Raw genomic sequence first — 18,172 nt, 5'->3', positions numbered from 1 at the left:
TGCTTCAAGAAACTCTTGTCCCGAAGTCACTGATCGATCTTTCGACAAGGACGTTGCCTAGGCTGAAAGCATGAATATAGAACTTAGCCGTTTTCGTGTCCGACCAGGTGCCATGTCAAAGGTTGGGCAATGGCTGGAATTTTTGAACCAGAACATGGATGCGGTACTCCAAACCCTTGACGGGGAGAATATGCTCGTCGAAACCATCTTTCACGAGCACCTCGACGGTGTCGACTACTTGTATTGGTTCAGTATCCAAAATGCGGGCGGTATCGCGATCACCGACTCAACGCACTGGATCGATGTGAAACATCTTGAATACTGGCGCGCCTGCATCGACGATAGCTACACCCATATCGACCTCACTCCCAAGGTCACCATGATCCCCAAACCTATTCGTGCCAGCTTCATAAACGCCTGAGAACCACCCATTAGTGCTCAGGCTAAGTAGTATGCGTCACGCTTAGCCGATTCAAGGTGCGGGCGAGCGCACCGTACGGCTAAGCTAATGAGCGTGACCAACACTCCCAGCACCCCAGAGCAAAAGCCGGTTCTGGTCGTCGATTACGGGGCCCAGTACGCACAGCTGATTGCTCGGCGTGTACGCGAAGCCAACGTGTATTCGGAGATCGTCCCGCATACCTACACCACCGAACAGATTCTCGCCAAGAACCCGGCGGCAATCATCCTCTCAGGAGGCCCCTCAAGCGTTTACGCCGAAGGTGCCCCGAGTGTCGGTGCCGACCTATTTGAAGCAGATGTCCCGGTTCTGGGTATCTGCTATGGCTTCCAAGCCATGGCCAACGCCCTGGGTGGCGTTGTAGCCGAAACCGGATTGCGCGAATACGGCGCAACCGATGCCACAGCCACCGGAGCGGCACGCTCCATCCTGGCCGGCATCCCGGAAACCCAGAACGTTTGGATGAGCCACGGCGACTCCGTCGCCCAGGCTCCCGAGGGCTTCGAGGTACTGGCAACTACCGCCGGCGCCCCGGTAGCCGCGTTCGCCAACGAGGCCAAGCGCCTCTATGGCGTGCAGTGGCACCCAGAGGTCAAGCATTCCGAGCACGGCCAGGACGTTTTGAAGAACTTCCTGTACAACGGTGCAGGCCTTTCCCCCTCGTGGACCGCCGCGAACATCCTTGATGACCAGGTCGAAAAGATCCGTGCCCAGGTTGGCACCGGACGAGCCATCTGTGGCCTCTCCGGTGGCGTCGACTCGGCAGTGGCCGCAGCACTCGTGCAGCGCGCCATTGGAGATCAGCTCACCTGTGTCTTCGTCAACCACGGTCTGCTGCGCGAAGGCGAAGCGGAACAGGTCGAAAAGGACTTCGTTGCCGCAACCGGAGCCAAGCTCTACATTGCCGACGAGCGCGAACGCTTCCTGACCGCTCTGGACGGCGTGACGGATCCGGAAACCAAGCGCAAGATCATTGGCCGCGAATTCATTCGTGCGTTCGAGGCGGCCGAAACCGCGATCCTCGCCGAGGCAGCCGACTCCGGCGAACCGGTGAAGTTCCTGGTCCAGGGGACCTTGTACCCGGACGTCGTCGAATCCGGAGGTGGCGAGGGAGCAGCAAACATCAAGAGCCACCACAACGTCGGCGGGCTACCCGAAGACCTAGACTTCGAACTGGTTGAGCCGCTGCGGGAGCTCTTCAAGGATGAGGTTCGTGCCGTGGGCAAGCAGCTTGGTTTGCCGCACGAGATCGTCATGCGTCAGCCCTTCCCGGGCCCCGGCCTAGGCATCCGCATCATCGGTGCGGTCAACGAGGAACGTCTGGCGCTGCTGCGCAAGGCAGACGCGATTGCTCGCGCCGAGCTGACCGCAGCCGGCCTGGATGAAGAAGTCTGGCAGATGCCGGTAGTCCTGCTCGCGGATGTACGCTCCGTGGGTGTGCAGGGTGATGGCCGTACCTACGGTCACCCGATCGTGCTGCGCCCGGTCTCCTCGGAAGATGCGATGACTGCCGATTGGTCACGCCTGCCGTACGACCTGCTGGCAAAGATCTCCAACCGCATTACCAATGAGGTCGACGGGGTCAACCGCGTGGTACTGGATGTAACGTCCAAGCCACCGGGAACCATCGAATGGGAGTAATCCCGGCGCGCGGTTAGCCGCGTTGCACAGAACTGTAGGGGGGGAGAAGTCGCATCAGCGCGGCTACTTCCCCCTACAGTGTTTAAGCCAACAGTGGATCGCCGATTCACTAGCGACCGATCCCCACCAGCGATGATGCGTACACGAGCCTAAGAAGCTACGCAACAACGTGTTTTGGTTCGGCATCGCGATGTCTTTTTGCACTACGTTAGTAAGGGCCGGATGTACACGTTGTGGCAATGCGCCCAACACGTGCCGCGGCATTCGGTTTGAGGGAAGGGACGGTAGCGACGGTGTCAGAGCACCAGCAACATACGGATGAAATGGTCTCCACATGGGTTGAATCATTGGGACCCGGTGTCGGAACCGATACGCTGCTGCGCTTCGCCCCTTCGGCGTCAAATAGCATCGACATCACTCATGCGCATCCTTCAGGCCTGGCCCAGTTCCTAGCTGGGCGCCGCACCCGACTCTCCACGCTGCTACGTGATTCGGACCAATACGAGGTTGCCCGCCGTACGGCCGAGGCACTGCGGACAAAAATCCGTGAACTTTGGGACGAACGTGGCATCGATGTTGGATACCTATCTGCCGGGATTGCTAACTGGCGTGCTGCCCACGAGGGCCGCAACGAACTTTTCAATGCCCCCATTATGCTCGGGCGCATCGTCCTATCCGCACGCGATGACCAAGATGACTATGAAATTCAGTTGATGGGCCGCGCCGAATTCTCTCCGGCCCTGCTGCGCTATTTCAAACGCCAATTCAACCTCGAGATTGATGTTGCGGCGATCAATGCCGCAGCCTACTCGATCGCACGTTTTGACCCGACCCGCGGCATGGACGCCCTGCGTTCTCAGGTAGCGGATACCGGTGGGGTGATCATCGCTCACCAACTATTGATTTCAACTTTCGCCGACCTTGCCGATCCGGCTGATCCGGGCACCTTAGATCTCACACATCCGGTGCTTGATGCACTGCTTGCCGCCGAAGAGCGGCAGAGCGCACAGAACGGGCAAGAACCAAAGAAACTCTCAACCCCGCAGATCCCCGAACGCACCAGCGATGATCGGGATCCCCAGGATGAGCTATTGCTCTTGGATGCCGATGAATCTCAGCAGCGCGTCCTTGACCTAGTGGAGGCCGGTGCCTCGGTAGCGGTGAGCGCACCTGCCGGTTCGGGGCAAACCCAAACAGCACTGAACACCGCGGCAATACTTGCCGCAGCCGGTAAACGCGTGCTGGTCATTGCCGAACGCCGCTCAAGCGCCGAGGAATTTGTTGCCAAATTTGCTGAACTAGATTTGGCGGGCACGGCCCTGCTGCTTTCCCCTGAGGAAGACCCGGCGGCATTGCGTGAACTGCTCACGCGTTCGATCCTGCGTAATGAGCGTGCCACCGAGCCACAGCTGGGCCAACTTCATGCAAAGCTGCGCGAACATCGTCATGCGCTTCTTGACCACGTGCGCTCGCTGCATTCAACACGTCAGCGGTGGGGCTGCTCTCCGTACGACGCGATGCAGGAACTTGCCCGGCTTACCTCTCTTGACCAGGCCCCTGCCACCACGGTGCGACTGAAGCGTTCGGTTCTTGACTCGATCACCGATCGCGAGGCAACCACGGCACAGCTGGTTCGTGCCGCGGAACTTGGGTCTTTCATTAGTGCGGCAACGCAAAGCCCCTGGTTTGGTGCACGGCTGCGCAACAAGCGCGATACCGATACGGCAATTGATCTTGTCGATGGCCTATCTCGGGATCTACCGATCCTGCGTGAGCACATGCTCAAGGTTGCCGACCACTCCGAGATCCGGCTTGCCGATTCCTACAATAAGTGGGGCGAACAGCTTGACCTATTGGTCGCCGTGCGTGGCTCACTTGATAAGTTCGAATCAGATATTTTTGACCGTCCCGTCGAAGATTTGATCTCCGCCACCGCCTCATCGGCATGGCGTCGGGAGCGCGGTATCGAAATGAGTTCGATGACTCGTTCACGCTTGCGCAAGGTTGCCAAGGATTATGTGCGTCCTGGCATGCATGTTGCGGATCTGCAATCTGCACTCGAAGCGGTACAGGTACAACACCTGGCCTGGCGTCAGCATGCAACCAGTCAGCGCCATCCCATGGTGCCGGCGGGATTGCTGGACGTCAATGCCGGTTACCAGGATGCCGGGGCACGCATCGATAAGCTCGCCTCGCTGCTCCCATCAACTGTTGCCGATCAATTGCGTGACGAGCCGGTGACAAAACTGCTTGAACGCATCGATGCGCTGATCGAGCACAAGAGCGAACTAGATCAGTTGCCCGAACGCACCCTGATTTCCGAGCAGCTCAAAGAGCAAGGACTCGGTGAGCTCATTGCCGATTTCCGCGCCCGCAACATTGATCCTGACGTCGTCGGTGCGGAACTCGAACTTGCCTGGTGGCAGTCTGCGCTGGATGCGATGATCTCCGGGGATGACTTCCTAGCGATGAACGATGGCGCCAAATTGCGCAGGCTCGAGGCCGAATACCGGATTACCGACTCCGCTCATGTTGCCTCAGGTGCTTCACGCTTACGTTGGGCCCTGGCCAAGGCCTGGAAGGCAGCGCTTGCCGACCATCGTGCCGCATCACGCGAGCTGCGCGCCATGCTCAAGGAACAAGACCCGAATATTCCGGCGTTGATGTCCTTGGGCGATGCGCTAGTGAACTCGTTGTGCCCCATCTGGGTCGGTTCCCCGTTGCTGGTACCGGCGACGGTTCCGGCGGGAATGAAGTTTGATGCGGTAATCCTGTTGGATGCCGATTCTCTGTCGCTGCGTTCGGTGCTTGGCTCGATCTCTCGTTCCGCCCAGATCATCGCCTTTGGTGATTCAATGATGGGTGGACCAAATCCCTTTGAGGTCTCCGTTGATCCCACGGCACATACGAGGGTTGAGGCGGCACCGATCTCGGCCATGTCGGCATTGTCCAAGATCCTGCCGATGGTGCGCCTGAGCACTGCTTATCGTGGGATCGATGAGGGACTTACTGCATCGCTTTCACACGATTTCTATGCGGATTCACTGTCCCGCCTGCCAGCTGCCCGATCCCTTGGTGCAGGTTCTTCGGCGTTGCGTGCCGAGTACGTAGCCGATGGCACCGGTACCTTGGGGATGAATGGCGAATCAGTGGAAACCACTGTTGCCGAGGTGCGGCGCGTTGTAGATTTGGTCTTTGCACACCTTGCGCAGCGTCCTACCGAAACCTTGGCGGTAGTTGCAGGAAACCGCACTCATGCATCGGCGATTGCCGAAGGAATCCGCGTTCAGCTTCCGAACCACCCCTGGGCCATCAAATACTTCCGTGCCTCGCACGAACGCTTCTTGGTGACAAGCATCGATAAGCTTGCGGATCTGCAACGAGACGCAATCATTTTGGCACTGGGCTACGGGCGCACCACGCATGGGAAAATCGTGCACGATTTTGGTGCGCTCTCACAACCCGGCGGTGACGAACTCTTCGTCAATGCAGTAACCCGGGCGCGTACCTCGATGACGTTGGTTTCTGCCTTGCGCCCCCAGGATATGGATCTGGCCCGCATGCGTTATGGGGCACGCCGTTTCCTAGAGCTTGTTGGGCGGGTTCTGGGTGGCGATTCGGGAATGATCGCGACTACCACACCCTTACAAGACCCCTTGGTCACCGACCTGATGGGCAGGCTTGAAGAGCATGGGTCTTTCGTAACCCAGCATTACCGGGGCGTTCTTGATATCGCTGCCCATGCGCTCGATGTCACGGGTTCTGGAACCGCTACACCGCTAGCCGTTGTGTATGACGGTACCGAAAACTATCGTAAGTTCTCGGTGCGCGAACGAAGCCGTCTGCGTCCGCAGCTCTTCGAATCCTTAGGCTGGCGCTACGTTCCACTATGGACGATCGATGTCTTCTCCGATCCTGCGGCCGTGGCAAACACCCTGGCTGGCTACTTGGGACTTAACGAAGAAGCCCCAGCCGCTCCCGGTTCGGAAGCTCGTTCAGGCTCCGAGAGCGCCGAGAGTGAGCCAGTATTTGCCATCCCACCGGTGGCGAACCTCGCCCATGCCTCGGGCGGAAACGGATCGAACGGGTCCTAAATTGTAGCTAGCCCTCCCGGAGACGCTGAGTGAACCGGAAAGGGGGCTAGCTGGCCCACGGATCACTGGATTGAATACTTGAAGCAGGATGAAGCAGGATGAAGCAGCATGGAGCAACAACAGCAGCCCGGGCGTAAAAAGCCGCGGCGGGTTACTGCGCAGCCGCAACAGGTTAGCGAATCTGTGCTTTTGGGTGTCTTTGAGCTGCCGCACGGGGCAGGTCGGCCCGATCCGAAGAACGTACAGCTCGGTGATCAGCCGGTGACTACCGATGCGGCAAAGGATTCCACGGCCACGCCCACCGGTTCACCTGATGCCACGGATAAGCCCGCTCGCACGGCGGCGCAGGGGACCGAGCCGATATTCTCCGAACGCGCGGCCGAGGATGATCCACGGCGCTGGGGCGATGGCGTGGACGATTTGGGGGAGTGGATGAAATCTCAACGCCCCCCACATTGGGATTAGGACCTAGTTCACCAGGACCACCGAAAGCTTGCCTCGCTGTGCACCCGTTGCAAGGGATTCGGCAACCTCGGGTGGGGCTGCAACAACAATCAACCCCGCTTCTTCTGAGGTGCCCGAAGAACCCCAAGCAGCTCCCTGCCCGGGGTCTGTTGGCACCGCCGTCCACAGGATCGTTGCCGAACGAGCCAAAACCCGTGAGACCACTTTGGACTCAAAACCATTACCCTCGGTAAGCACAACATTTACATGCTGCCCCGACTGTAATAGCGTGGACGTCGATGCGTCATTGAGGCGTAGCGGTACAGCAACGGTGCCAGATGGTGTTCCGGCAAGTAGCCCGGGCCCAATGATCATCGTCTCAAGCAGTGGTGTTCCGGCCAAGAGAGGGATTGCCAGACGTGATCCCTCGACCGGGACCGTCGTACCAAACCCTGCTGCTGGCAATAACGCCACAGAAGCTCGTACAACACGCAAATCTTCGGCACTCAATAATGTGCCAGCCGGTAGATCGCGCCCGGCAACAAGAACCGGGAGAGTTTCTTCACGTTTGGGTGCCAGCGCGGCTAAGGACACCGCGACGGTGAGCATGGCAATGCCTGCGGCTAGAATCCTGCGGTACTTGGCGAATATTTCACGTGGACTGCGCCCCGGTTCCCGAGTTTTTGTTCCACGAACCCCTGGCCTGGCGCTTGGTGCCTTGCGAAGCGCTTTGCTGCGCCCCGAGTCGCCTAATTCGTTACGTCGATGCATGGTAAACATGCATTAAGCAAGCCATGGGCACAGACCTCAGTGGTTCGCGCCCATGGCTTTGGTGTACATCTATATCAAATTCTTAGGTGACCTCAAGCTGTGCGAAGAAGAGCAATGACGCGCCAGCTGAGGGGTGGCGATGCTATGCGGATGAAGTGTTCGAGGCAGGAACACTTGAACTGCCCGAAGATCGTGAATCGTTGCGGTAGAAGCCGGATCCCTTGAAGACAACTCCAACACTATTGAACTTCTTACGTAGTTCCCCCTGGCATTCGGGGCAGATGGTTAGCGCTTCATCGCTGAAGGACTGGACTACCTCCATCGCGTGGCCACAGTCTTTGCAGGCGTAAACATAAGTAGGCATCATGATCCTTTCGCAAGATGATCAAAGTTCTCCCGCGGCCGAGCCTGGCACAACAAGCGTGTACCGATTGATCCTGCGGAGGTGGGGTCAGGACGGGGAGATGGATACCGCGTCCGTATCTAATTCTATCGCACACCCGGCCGGTCAATCGGTGAGGTTACGCACGCCCAACGCCGTGACTACGGCATCCACCCGCTGATCAAATTCTTCTACCGGGAAGGAACCAGCACTCATGAACTCGTGTTCGAAAACCATACTGAGCAATTTGGGGCCTTGAGTGATGGCGCCGGAGCCGGCACGTTCGTTCATTGCCGAAATAAACCTGTCGTAATACCCGCCACCTTGTCCCAAGCGGTCTCCTGCCTCATCAACTGCCTGGGCAGGAACTAGCACCACGTCAATTTCGCCCATCAGCTCGACACCATAACGTTCACCGACTGGTTCGTTAATGGGTGCAACAGCGCTACGTTCCATTTCAACACCCGGATACCAGCGAACCCAAGAAAGTTGCCGGGCGGGTTCACAGACCGGAACATAAATTCTATAACCGCCAACATGCAGCGTATCGAGTAGTTCCCCAGTGGGTGGTTCTGCCCCATACGAGAGAAAACATGTGAGGGTTTTGCGTGGAGCGTTTACGTCGAGCCAAGGGACTAGGTGTCTTGCCAGTGCAGCGGCCTGCCGTTGGCGTTCGGTTGCGCCAAGCTGACGGCGTTTTGCCCGGAGCTGATCGCGAGTCGTGTCCTTGTGTGCCTCGAGTGCAACAAGGTTGGTTTCGTCGCTCGTTCTCGGCGCTGACCTCTTATCCATAACTCTTAGTGTAGGACGAGGACTTCAGATACTATCGATGGCCTGCGTGAGGCATCGGCAATGACTAGGATTGATGTATGTCCGAATTTGATCGTCATTGGCCTGCCACAGTCCATGGACCACACCTGATCTTGCGTCCCATGCGCGCGCGTGACAAGGCCGAGTGGAATGCCCTGCGTGCGGCCAACGCCAGTTGGTTGGCACCGTGGGATGCGACGGTTCCCGATGGCACCGGATATCCGGCAAGCTTCGTTGCAATGGTCAATGGACAAAACCGTGCAGCCCGAAACGGACAGTGTCTACCGTGGGCCATCACCATGCCCAGCCCGTATGCCAAACGCCCACCCATCGTTGGCCAATTAACCGTCTCCTCAATCATGTGGGGCGCAGCCAGAAGTGCTTCAATTGGCTATTGGGTCGATGCGGGACATGCTGGTCGAGGTATTGTTCCCGAAGCTGTGGCAATGGCCACCGACCACTGTTTCAATGTTTTGGGTTTGCATCGGATCGAAATTAATATCAGACCAGAAAATTCTCCGAGCCTGCGCGTTGCAGAAAAACTGGGGTTCCGTGATGAAGGATTGCGCAAAGACTATTTGCACATTAATGGCGCTTGGGCCGATCACCGGACCTTTGCATTGACAGCCGAGGAAGTTCCAGAGGGGCTACTAAACCGGTGGCAGGAACGCCGCTGGCAACAAGAAGGGTAGAGTGCAAAATTTCGAGGTAATCGGTAACAAAATTCAGCAGGTAGCTAAAAAGGCCGCTAAACCACAAAAATATCGTGAGTATTCCCGGACACACCGAGTCGAATGCGCCACCGCGGGGCTTTACCTGCTTAATGTTGTTTGACGTGGACGTTCCAAAATTCATATGTGCCGCACGCTACCGCATTTCGGTACCTCGCGGCATGTGCGCAAATTAGTGAAGCCACATGCGAAATGAAGTCGGTATGTTCCTGCACTTTCATCTTTGCCTCAAGTAGTAAACGTCCACCGACGAAGGAGCAGCATGGCACCGGCAGCACCCAAGGCTTCAGTCGCGTCTAGCGCCAAGGGACAGGTTCCCTTGCGCATTTACTATGACCGAGTGGCAATAGCACTTTTGGGCTGCCTATCGGTGCTTACCTTGGTCATTGGTGGAGTCCTCGCCCTGGCTGGTGTTTTCTCCGGTTGGGTGCCACTGATCGGTCTGCTAGTGGGAGTGGGGAGCTTTGCCGCACTGCGCGTCATCGCTGTGCGTGCACGCCGCGCCAAATTGTTAGCGCGCATGGAATCAACTCGCAAACTTGCGATGGAAACAGTCGTCGAGCCCGTTACACAGTCCCCAAAGAAACAGACAGCAGTTTTCGATGCTCAACCAAATTCCAATAAGCGTGCACCTAGATTGACGGTTGAAGAACTTCGTGCCGAGGCCTTGCGCATCGCTGCCAAGGGGTCACCAATCCAGCGTCCTGCTGCCTGGGAACCCACTGAAGTGCCACTGCCGCAATATGTCATGAAAAATGCTGTGCAACGCCCGACCCCGGAGGCAATCGAACCTGCCGCGGTGCTCAAGGCATCGACTAATGCAACTCTTCGTGCACAGGAAGCTAGCAAGCAGCTGGCCAAGGCCGTAGAAGCCGCGGCGCAGCCCCCCGAAACCACCAGTATTTCTGAAGGTGTAGAAAAGTCTATCGGTGCCAAGTCCACTAGTACCGTCGCGAATTCAGCACCGGCTGTACCGGAAATTATTGAAGCAGACGCTGTGATCGCAGAGACTTCAACGGCTAAATCCAAAGCGGATCGTGTTGCTCGCGATGCCAATCGGATGAACCTTGACGATGTCATGCAGCGCCGTCGCGCCTAGAACAGAACCTATGACTGACGCTTCCGGACGCGATATCACATAGAGACCATAAACAATGTCAACGGCCAGCCAGCACGCATCCCATGAATCATTGACGCATCGGGACGCAGCTGCGCTGGTCGCTTTGTTACCAGCAATTCCACGCCTAGTCACGCTACTTGGCGGCCATGCAGCGACAGGGCCGTGGAATTATGAGGAACATCGGATCCGTCTACAGCATCGCCCCGGAGCTGGAATAAGTGCGCTGTATCGAATGCCAGCTGGCACAGGATTTACCGAGCTAGGACTAAGCACAGAAAAGATCTCTTCTGCGCACACGGCCGCGGTGCAGATATATCCACATCTTCCAAGTCAGCCGCACCCGAAAACAACTTCAGTTGATGAGTTGACTAACGTTGAAACGAATGAGCCGGTCACCGTCAGCGGCTGGATTCATCCCTTTGACCCGATGCTCCCGGCCTTGGCTACGGCTATGGATGGTCCCAGCGTGAGCAAATATTGGGGTCACGGTGAAATTCTAAAACAACTTTCAACGGTCGCTTACCGGCCGCTGCGCCGAGCCGTCATGCGGGCAACCTTCGTGAGCCGTGGCCCGCTACAGGTAGAACGAAATGTTTTCTTAAAGGTTGGTCGCGCCGAGGCCAGTGAAGCTCTATTAGCTCGCCATCGGCTCATGGACAGTAGCAATATTCCTGTCCCGAGCGTCTTGAACCCCGAGCCAAGAAGCCCTGTCCTGCCCGGGATCGTTGCGCTGACCCAGGCCCCGGGTGAAGGTTTGAGCGTTCTTCTGCGCCGTGCAGCCGAAAACAACCACTTGCCAACCGCGGTCATTGAAACGCGCAAGCCAACACCCGGTATCCCGACCCCGGAACAATTCATTGCATTGCTTGATGAGCTGCCAGAATCAATCATGGAATTACCACCCCGTCCGGCGTGGAGCGATGGCTTGGACCGGTACGTACGAGCGGCAACTCTGGCGTTACCGCGGCACAGCGAGCGCATTGGGGCGCTTCACAAACGCCTACAGGTTCTGCTAGCTTCCAGCGATCGCGGTGGACTTGTCCCCACCCACGGTGATTTCTACGTGGCAAATATCCTGTTGAAGGACGGAAAGATCAGCGCCCTGTTAGATCTTGACTCATTAGGTCCGGGCTACCGAGTAGATGATCTTGCCTGTTTCTTGGGGCACTTGGCCATCTTGCCGACCATTGGGGAGAAGAACCAAAGCGCGGTAAAAGCGCTTGAAAATTTCGGTGAAGTCTTTGAACGCGCAATTGACCCGGTGGCTCTCTGGGCACGTTCGGGCGCGGTGGCATTGACACTGATTGCCGGTGCACGCAGCGCCGACCCTAGCTGGGTCGAAGCTGCCGAGGCGCGGTTACGGGTCGCGGAAGAACTAGTTGACCGGGCCGATCACGAAGTGTTTTAAGCCTAGGACAGTGGTTCTTCGGGGACCGGTCCACCGTGCCCCTTGTGGTGTCCGAACACTAGGGTGGTCTCCGTGTGTCCCACAGATTCATCGGTGGCCAAGTTATCGAGCACCCAGTCACGTAGTGCCTCTGTGGAGCTTACGGCGATGTGTAACAGATAATCGGTAGCCCCGGAAACATGGAACATTGAGAGAACTTCGGGCTGCATCGGCATCCGCTGGGTGAATCTGTCAATCTCTACCCGGTCATGCACACGCAAACGTACGGAAATCAGTGCTTGGACGCTTCGCCCCACGGCAGGCAAGCTCACCTCTGCGTGGTATCCGGTCAATACACCACGCTCAACCAATGAACGCGTGCGCAGTAAGGCAGTGGAAGGAGCAATACCTGTGCGCTGTGCCAACATGGCGTTGCTAATGCGCGCGTCATTGACTAGTTCCTGAATAATTCGACGATCAACATCGTCAAGTTCGGCCGGAAACTGCATGGAATGGGAAATGGGCATGCAGATATTCCATCACAGATCCGCCGACTTTGACACGGGCGAAACTCGAAGCGACCAACTCACGTCCTAAACTAGGATCATGACTAACCCCCCAAGCGCGGCTCTAGCTGACTTTGAGACCCGACTTGCCGCCTATTGTGTTGTTGTTCGTGAGGGGCAGATGCTGCTGGCCCTCTGGGATATGCGTGATCGCCAGGCCGATTTCGTGCCGCGCTGGACGCTACCGGGTGGGGGAGTGGACCTCGGCGAATCAATTACCGATGGCGCGATGCGTGAGGTTACCGAGGAAACTGGTTACACGGTACGCATCGACTCATTGTTGGATGTCTCCTCGGGGCTGATTCCCGCCCATAAGCGCTTTGGCGCCACACAACGTCCCCTGCAGACGGTAGCCGTGATCTATGCCGCAACGATCACCGGCGGCGAACTAGCCTTTGAAGCGGAGGGAACTACCAGCGAAGCAGCCTGGTTCCCAATTGACGAAATCTCTACGCTAAACCGCACGGATCGGGTTGACGAGGCACTTGCAATGTATCTGGCTTACGTCGAGGAACATCCGGTGATGGCCGAACTTCACGGTATCTCGAACACGGTGGCACAGTGAATACACAACGCTCCACCCGGTTTCCAGCACCCAAGCGTGGCGCTAAGTCCCTTGGCCGCAAAAAATTTAGCCGTCCGCTGGGGATTAGTGTGATGGCAATGGCAATTACTTCACTGACGCTCAGCGCCTGTACCTCTCAACCGCAAGTTCAAGCAACCCAAAGCGCGACCGAACGTCAGCTGGTCCTGGCCCATGCCGACGATGCAACCTCAACTGCAGTTGCCACGCTTTATCAGCAGATGCTCGAATCCGTAGGCGTCAAGGCAAAACTCGGTGAGGCCAATGCCAACCCGGTGGCAGAAGTCATCGCTGGTAAAGCCGATATTGTTGTGGCCGGTTCCACGAGCCTGTTAGAAGAGTTGGAAAAAACTCCCGAGAATAAACAAGATTCCCACACACCGCCGGCCACCGGGCTTTCGCCGCAAAGCTCTCAGAGTGCAGGAACAGCTACCGGGCGGGATAAGAACCTCACAGCGGATCAAACGCTCAAGGCCTTGCGCTCACTGAAAATAGGTGAGCTCGCACTCTTAGATTCCACCGAAGCACATCGGGATGGTGTGCTGATCACTACAGCGAGCATCAGCGCAGCGAAGAACATAAATAATCTCGCTCAACTTCCGGAATATTGCTCAGACCTTGAATTTGGTGTTCCCGAGGAGTTCTCGGCAAGCCTTAGTGCCGAACTTGAAACAACCTATTCCTGTATCCCCGCACGAGTGTTGCCCGTGACGCCAAACGATAAGGCCCCGGTGCAGGAGTTGATTACCAATCGAGTGCAGGTCCTTGGTATTACCTCGGAAAGCGCGGCAATTGTTGATAACGGGCTGGTGAGGTTGCAAGATTCGGAAGGATTGTTCAGCCCACAAACCCTGCTACCGCTGATCACCACGAACGAATTGGGGCAGGACGCCATTGACGCAATCAACAAGGTCAGTCATGCGCTGAAACAAGACGATCTTATTGAACTCAATCGTGCTGTGACAGGACAAGATTCTTTGCCCGTTGAAATAGCGGCGGCGGATTGGCTCTTGGAAAGAAACCTCGTCGGAAAATAAGTGATCGCCCTCGGCTAGGTAGGGCCAGACGCAAGACCCGGCAGCGTTTGGGGGCGAAGAGTGCCGAAGATTTCACTCTATGACCTAGCAAACTAGTCGTCTTGATCACAAATCAGGAACCGGCCTAACGCTTATGAGAAAGTAAGAGAATGTCAGATTTTAAGCAGTCCACGAAACTTCACAACGTCCTTTACGACATTCGCGGACCGCTGCTCGAACACGCCGGACGTATGGAGGCCGAGGGGCAGCGGATCCTGAAACTCAATATTGGCAACCCCGCACCCTTCGGATTTGAAGCCCCCGATGCAATCCTTGTCGATATCATGCGCAACCTTCCCAACGCGCAGGGCTACTCGGACTCCCGCGGAATCTTCTCCGCCCGCACCGCAGTTTCGCAGTACTACCAAACCCGAGGCATCCAGACCATCGGCGTCGATGATGTCTATCTGGGCAATGGTGTCTCGGAACTTATCACCCTGAGTTTGAACGCACTGCTGAACAACGGCGATGAGGTACTGATCCCGGCGCCGGACTACCCGCTGTGGACCGCCTCGGTTTCGCTGGCCGGTGGCACCCCGGTGCACTACCTCAACGTCGAAGAAGAAGGCTGGCTGCCGGACCTTGAGGACATGGAAGCAAAGATCACCGACCGCACCAAGGGCATCGTGATCATCAACCCCAATAATCCAACAGGTGCCGTCTACCCCAAGGAAACGCTCGAGGGGATTTTGGAGCTGGCACGCAAGCACAAGCTAGTCGTTTTCTCGGATGAGATCTACGAGAAGATCCTCTATGACGAGGCAACCCACATCAATACCGCATCGCTGTGCGATGACGTCTTGGTACTTACCTTCTCGGGGTTGTCCAAGGCGTACCGTGTGTGTGGGTTCCGTTCGGGCTGGATGGCGATCTCCGGCCCCAAATCTTTGGCCACCGATTACATCGAGGGCATTAACCTGCTGACTAATATGCGTCTGTGCGCTAACGTTCCTGCACAACACGCTATCCAGACGGCGTTGGGCGGTTACCAGTCGATCAACGACCTGATCCTGCCCGGTGGGCGCCTCAAGGAACAACGCGATGTCGCCTATAAACTGCTCAACGATATTCCCGGTGTTTCGGTACAACAGGCCAAGGGCGCCATGTATCTGTTCCCCAAGCTAGATCCGGAAGTTTATCCGATTCATTCCGACGAGGCGTTCGCGCTGGAACTGCTCAAGAGCCAGAAAATGCTGATCACCCAGGGCACGGCCTTTAACTGGATAGCACCGGATCATTTCCGTCTGGTCACACTTCCCGCTGTTCGTGATCTCGAAGATGCGGTGGGCCGCATTGCCGAATTCCTCGAAACCATTCGGGAAGGCAAGATTTCGGTCTAGCCTTCGGGAATTGATTTCTTGCTGCTAGGGGGGCAGCTACCCGACCAATTGGGTCAGGTAGCTGCCCCCCCTAGCGCGTTAACACCTAATAATTCGCTGTGGCAACATGAATTGCAGTAAATTGCGAAGATCGTGCCAAAGAGACCACCAGAGCTACCTAGTGTCGTACGCTTTCATCAACACTTCCCATCTCCAAAGGCGGTCTGATGAGTAAGAAGCAGCAAACACTGGCACGTATTCTTCCGTTGAGCGCACCGGCCCACGAGCTCTTGCGGGCACCAAAAAATCTTGATCTATCCAAGATCGATCCGGAATCAACCCCGGGTTACGAGGGCGATAAAGAAAGCGCAAAGAACGATCTGCAGGCAATCGGGCAGGTCCTCGATGAACGTCAAGAACGTCTCTTCGCTGCATCACGCGCGGGAGCCACACCACGGATCCTTTTGGTACTCCAAGCCATGGACACCGCAGGCAAGGGTGGAATTGTCCGCCATGTGGTGGGACTCGTGGACCCTCAGGGCGTGCAACACCACGCATTCAAGGCACCCACGGATGAGGAAAAATCCCACGATTTTCTCTGGCGCATTGAAAAGGAGCTTCCGGAACCCGGATTCATCGGAGTTTTTGACCGCTCACACTACGAAGATGTGCTGATTCACAAGGTCAGGGGTTTCGCCGATGAGCAAGAAATTCTGCGCCGTTATAAAGCGATCAACGAGTTTGAAGCCCGTCTGATCGCCGAAGACACAACGATCATCAAGGTGATGCTGCATATTTCCAAGGATGAACAGCGTGCGCGGCTTGCCGAACGTCTTGACCGTCCGGATAAGTACTGGAAGTTCAGTCCAGGGGATATCGACGAGCGTGAATTGTGGGGCGACTATATGAGCGCGTACCAGAGCGCCATTGATGAAACTAGTACCGAGGCTGCCGGTTGGCACATCATCCCGGCCAATAAGAAATGGTATGCGCGCCTCGCAGTCGCGACCCTGCTGCGTGAAGCACTAGAAAAGATTGATCCGCAGTGGCCGGCCGCCGAATTTGACGTCGAGGAGCAAAAGCAGCGACTACAAAATTCCTAGCCTTCGGTTCTTGTGCGCCAAGCCCGTCTGTGCACAAAGCAATGATCTGCCAATATCCATTTCGGATCCTGGCAGACCATTGCTGTATGAGAAAAGATTCTCACTGATCCGATTCTGCTGAACCCGGTGTTGGGCGTACGGCATCTAATCGCGCTGCAGCTCCCTGTAACCATGACTCACAGCGGGCGGCCAAGGCCTCGCCGCGCTCCCACAGGGCCAAGGACTGCTCGAGCGTTGCAGCTCCTGCCTCAAGTTGAGAGACAACTGCTACCAATTCTTCGCGGGCCTGCTCGTAACTTAGCTGTGCAACATCTGCGTTGTTAGCCTGCATGCTCATAATGTGTTTCCTTCTTCTGGTTGCTGGCTTGAAGTAATGGTGGCGGTGAGTCGGCCCTGCGCCAAGCGCACCGAAACGTCTGTTCCTACCGGTGCCTGAGTTGCGTCGCGGACAACCTGCCCGTCGGCAAGCTGCAGCACCGAGTAGCCACGGTCAAGGGTCTGCTGGGGGGATAGTGCCCGAATCTGGGCACGTAGGTGCGAGATCGAATCGGTGGCCCGCACCAACGACGCACGCATCGAATAGGTGCTGCGTTGAGCCAGACGCATGAGGTCTTCCCTGCGTAGCTGCACCATCGAATGTGGGTTGGAAAGCACAGGGCGTGCCCGCAAGGAGGCAATTTTCTGCGATTCACGCTCGAGGTTTCCCCGCACAGCCCGATCCAATCGGTGCCGCACCTGCGCAATACCGGCAAGTTCTTCATTCACATCGGGGACAACTCGCTTTGCGGCATCCGTTGGTGTCGAGGCACGTAGGTCTGCAACATCATCAAGAATGGGACGATCCGCCTCGTGCCCAATGGCAGAAACCACAGGTGTGCCACAGGCCGCAACCGCACGCACCAAATCCTCGGAGCTGAAGGGCAAAAGATCCTCCAGAGCACCACCACCGCGGGCAATGATGATCACATCAATCTCGGGATTGGCATCCAGCTCACGTAATGCGGCAATGATTTCACCAACGGCGTTCACTCCCTGCACGGCAGTATTGCGAATATCAAAGCGCACCGCGGGCCAACGCAACGACGCATTGCGCACCACGTCCTTCTCCGCGTCCGAATCTCGGCCCGTGATCAGACCAATGCGGTTTGGAAGTAAAGGAAGCTGCTTTTTGAGCGCTACATCAAAAAGGCCTTCATCAAAAAGTGCCCGACGAAGGCGTTCAAGCCGCGCCAGTAGATCCCCAAGACCCACGGGACGCAGATCATAGGCGTTCAAGGAGAGCCGCCCGGTCTTTGCATAGAAGCTTGGCTTCACCCGTGCCACGACGCGTGAGCCAACTTCTGGTGCACTGTCTAGAGAACGCATCACCGAAGCCCAGACCGTGACGGAGAACGAATAATCGACATCAACATCACGCATCGTCAGATAGGCATGCCCATTGCGTACATTGGCTTCGAGTAGCTGTCCTTCCACCCAAGACTCGGGGGAATTCTCTATGTGTGCCTTGAGCTTTTCTGAGAGCACGCGAAGCGGCCACGGATTCTCCGGGCTAGTTGCCGCAGCGGTGCGCGGCAATGAGGTCTGTCCAACTTGTTCTTGCTCCACTACGTGGTTGCCTTCCCCTTGATGCCGGTTGTGACATCCGGTTTTGAAAATACACCAAACACATTCATATCAGTACGATG

17 protein-coding genes are annotated in these 18,172 nt (G+C 56.8%); 11 read left to right on the top strand and 6 right to left on the bottom strand.

Annotation, left to right across the window (positions count from 1 at the left end; genetic code table 11):
- Positions 1-70: 70 nt before the first annotated feature.
- The 4 genes from CQ018_RS01625 (at position 71) to CQ018_RS01610 (ending at position 6,660) form a co-directional block, all read left to right on the top strand.
- Entirely contained in the window at positions 71-421 is a 351-nt protein-coding gene (locus CQ018_RS01625) for a DUF6176 family protein (protein ID WP_105548223.1), read from the top strand.
- An 87-nt stretch (positions 422-508) separates the two neighbouring features.
- Entirely contained in the window at positions 509-2,101 is a 1,593-nt protein-coding gene (gene guaA, locus CQ018_RS01620) for a glutamine-hydrolyzing GMP synthase (RefSeq protein WP_105548222.1), read from the top strand.
- A 293-nt stretch (positions 2,102-2,394) separates the two neighbouring features.
- A complete protein-coding gene (locus CQ018_RS01615; RefSeq protein WP_181149685.1) occupies positions 2,395-6,195 on the top strand; it encodes a DNA helicase in 3,801 nt (1,266 codons plus the stop codon).
- A 108-nt stretch (positions 6,196-6,303) separates the two neighbouring features.
- Positions 6,304-6,660 (top strand): hypothetical protein, encoded by a 357-nt coding sequence (locus tag CQ018_RS01610; protein ID WP_105548221.1) that lies wholly within the window; start codon positions 6,304-6,306, stop codon positions 6,658-6,660.
- A 3-nt stretch (positions 6,661-6,663) separates the two neighbouring features.
- On the opposite strand, the gene CQ018_RS01605 is transcribed toward CQ018_RS01610, so the two are convergent.
- From CQ018_RS01605 to CQ018_RS01595, 3 genes are all read right to left on the bottom strand, one after another.
- Entirely contained in the window at positions 6,664-7,419 is a 756-nt protein-coding gene (locus tag CQ018_RS01605) for a Flp pilus assembly protein CpaB (RefSeq protein ID WP_105548220.1), read from the bottom strand.
- Positions 7,420-7,552: 133 nt separating this feature from the next.
- Positions 7,553-7,774 (bottom strand): FmdB family zinc ribbon protein, encoded by a 222-nt coding sequence (locus CQ018_RS01600; protein ID WP_105548219.1) that lies wholly within the window; start codon positions 7,772-7,774, stop codon positions 7,553-7,555.
- A gap of 144 nt (positions 7,775-7,918) precedes the next feature.
- A complete protein-coding gene (locus CQ018_RS01595; RefSeq protein WP_105548218.1) occupies positions 7,919-8,584 on the bottom strand; it encodes a 5-formyltetrahydrofolate cyclo-ligase in 666 nt (221 codons plus the stop codon).
- Between the two features lie 77 nt (positions 8,585-8,661).
- Between CQ018_RS01595 and CQ018_RS01590 the strand changes: the two genes are divergently transcribed.
- From CQ018_RS01590 to CQ018_RS01580, 3 genes are all read left to right on the top strand, one after another.
- Positions 8,662-9,294 carry a GNAT family N-acetyltransferase gene (locus tag CQ018_RS01590; protein ID WP_105548217.1) on the top strand — a complete coding sequence of 211 codons (633 nt, stop codon included), beginning with the start codon at positions 8,662-8,664 and terminating at the stop codon, positions 9,292-9,294.
- A gap of 301 nt (positions 9,295-9,595) precedes the next feature.
- Positions 9,596-10,432, top strand: a complete 837-nt coding sequence (locus tag CQ018_RS01585) for a hypothetical protein (protein ID WP_105548216.1) — start codon at positions 9,596-9,598, stop codon at positions 10,430-10,432.
- A 55-nt stretch (positions 10,433-10,487) separates the two neighbouring features.
- Entirely contained in the window at positions 10,488-11,861 is a 1,374-nt protein-coding gene (locus CQ018_RS01580; protein WP_105548215.1) for a phosphotransferase, read from the top strand.
- 2 nt (positions 11,862-11,863) lie between these two features.
- Here CQ018_RS01580 and CQ018_RS01575 read toward each other — a convergent pair whose 3' ends face one another.
- Positions 11,864-12,367: an Lrp/AsnC family transcriptional regulator gene (locus tag CQ018_RS01575; protein ID WP_105548214.1), complete on the bottom strand. Its 504-nt coding sequence runs from the start codon at positions 12,365-12,367 to the stop codon at positions 11,864-11,866.
- 79 nt (positions 12,368-12,446) lie between these two features.
- On the opposite strand from CQ018_RS01575, the gene CQ018_RS01570 reads away from it, so the two are divergent.
- From CQ018_RS01570 to CQ018_RS01555, 4 genes are all read left to right on the top strand, one after another.
- On the top strand, positions 12,447-12,971 hold the full coding sequence (locus CQ018_RS01570) for an NUDIX hydrolase (RefSeq protein ID WP_105548213.1): 525 nt from the start codon (positions 12,447-12,449) through the stop codon (positions 12,969-12,971).
- Positions 12,968-14,026: a glycine betaine ABC transporter substrate-binding protein gene (locus tag CQ018_RS01565; RefSeq protein WP_146111788.1), complete on the top strand. Its 1,059-nt coding sequence runs from the start codon at positions 12,968-12,970 to the stop codon at positions 14,024-14,026. Before CQ018_RS01570 ends, CQ018_RS01565 begins: the two co-directional genes overlap by 4 nt.
- Before the next feature lie 149 nt (positions 14,027-14,175).
- Positions 14,176-15,405, top strand: coding sequence for a pyridoxal phosphate-dependent aminotransferase (locus CQ018_RS01560; protein ID WP_105548211.1), 1,230 nt, complete (start codon positions 14,176-14,178; stop codon positions 15,403-15,405).
- Between the two features lie 206 nt (positions 15,406-15,611).
- Entirely contained in the window at positions 15,612-16,487 is an 876-nt protein-coding gene (locus tag CQ018_RS01555; RefSeq protein WP_105548210.1) for a PPK2 family polyphosphate kinase, read from the top strand.
- Between the two features lie 100 nt (positions 16,488-16,587).
- On the opposite strand, the gene CQ018_RS01550 is transcribed toward CQ018_RS01555, so the two are convergent.
- Together CQ018_RS01550 and xseA are read right to left on the bottom strand one after the other, a co-directional pair.
- Positions 16,588-16,824, bottom strand: coding sequence for an exodeoxyribonuclease VII small subunit (locus CQ018_RS01550; protein ID WP_105548209.1), 237 nt, complete (start codon positions 16,822-16,824; stop codon positions 16,588-16,590).
- The gene (gene xseA, locus CQ018_RS01545; RefSeq protein ID WP_105548208.1) at positions 16,821-18,092 is read right to left on the bottom strand and encodes an exodeoxyribonuclease VII large subunit; all 1,272 of its coding nucleotides are present in this window, start codon (positions 18,090-18,092) and stop codon (positions 16,821-16,823) included. The genes CQ018_RS01550 and xseA overlap by 4 nt, the downstream gene beginning before the upstream one ends.
- Positions 18,093-18,172: the final 80 nt, after the last annotated feature.

Origin of the sequence: Arthrobacter sp. MYb227 (assembly GCF_002975435.1) — a bacterium.
GTDB lineage: Bacteria > Actinomycetota > Actinomycetes > Actinomycetales > Micrococcaceae > Paeniglutamicibacter.
The sequence above is the reverse complement of the archived record's forward strand: the minus strand, read 5'-3'. Positions and strand labels throughout refer to the sequence as shown.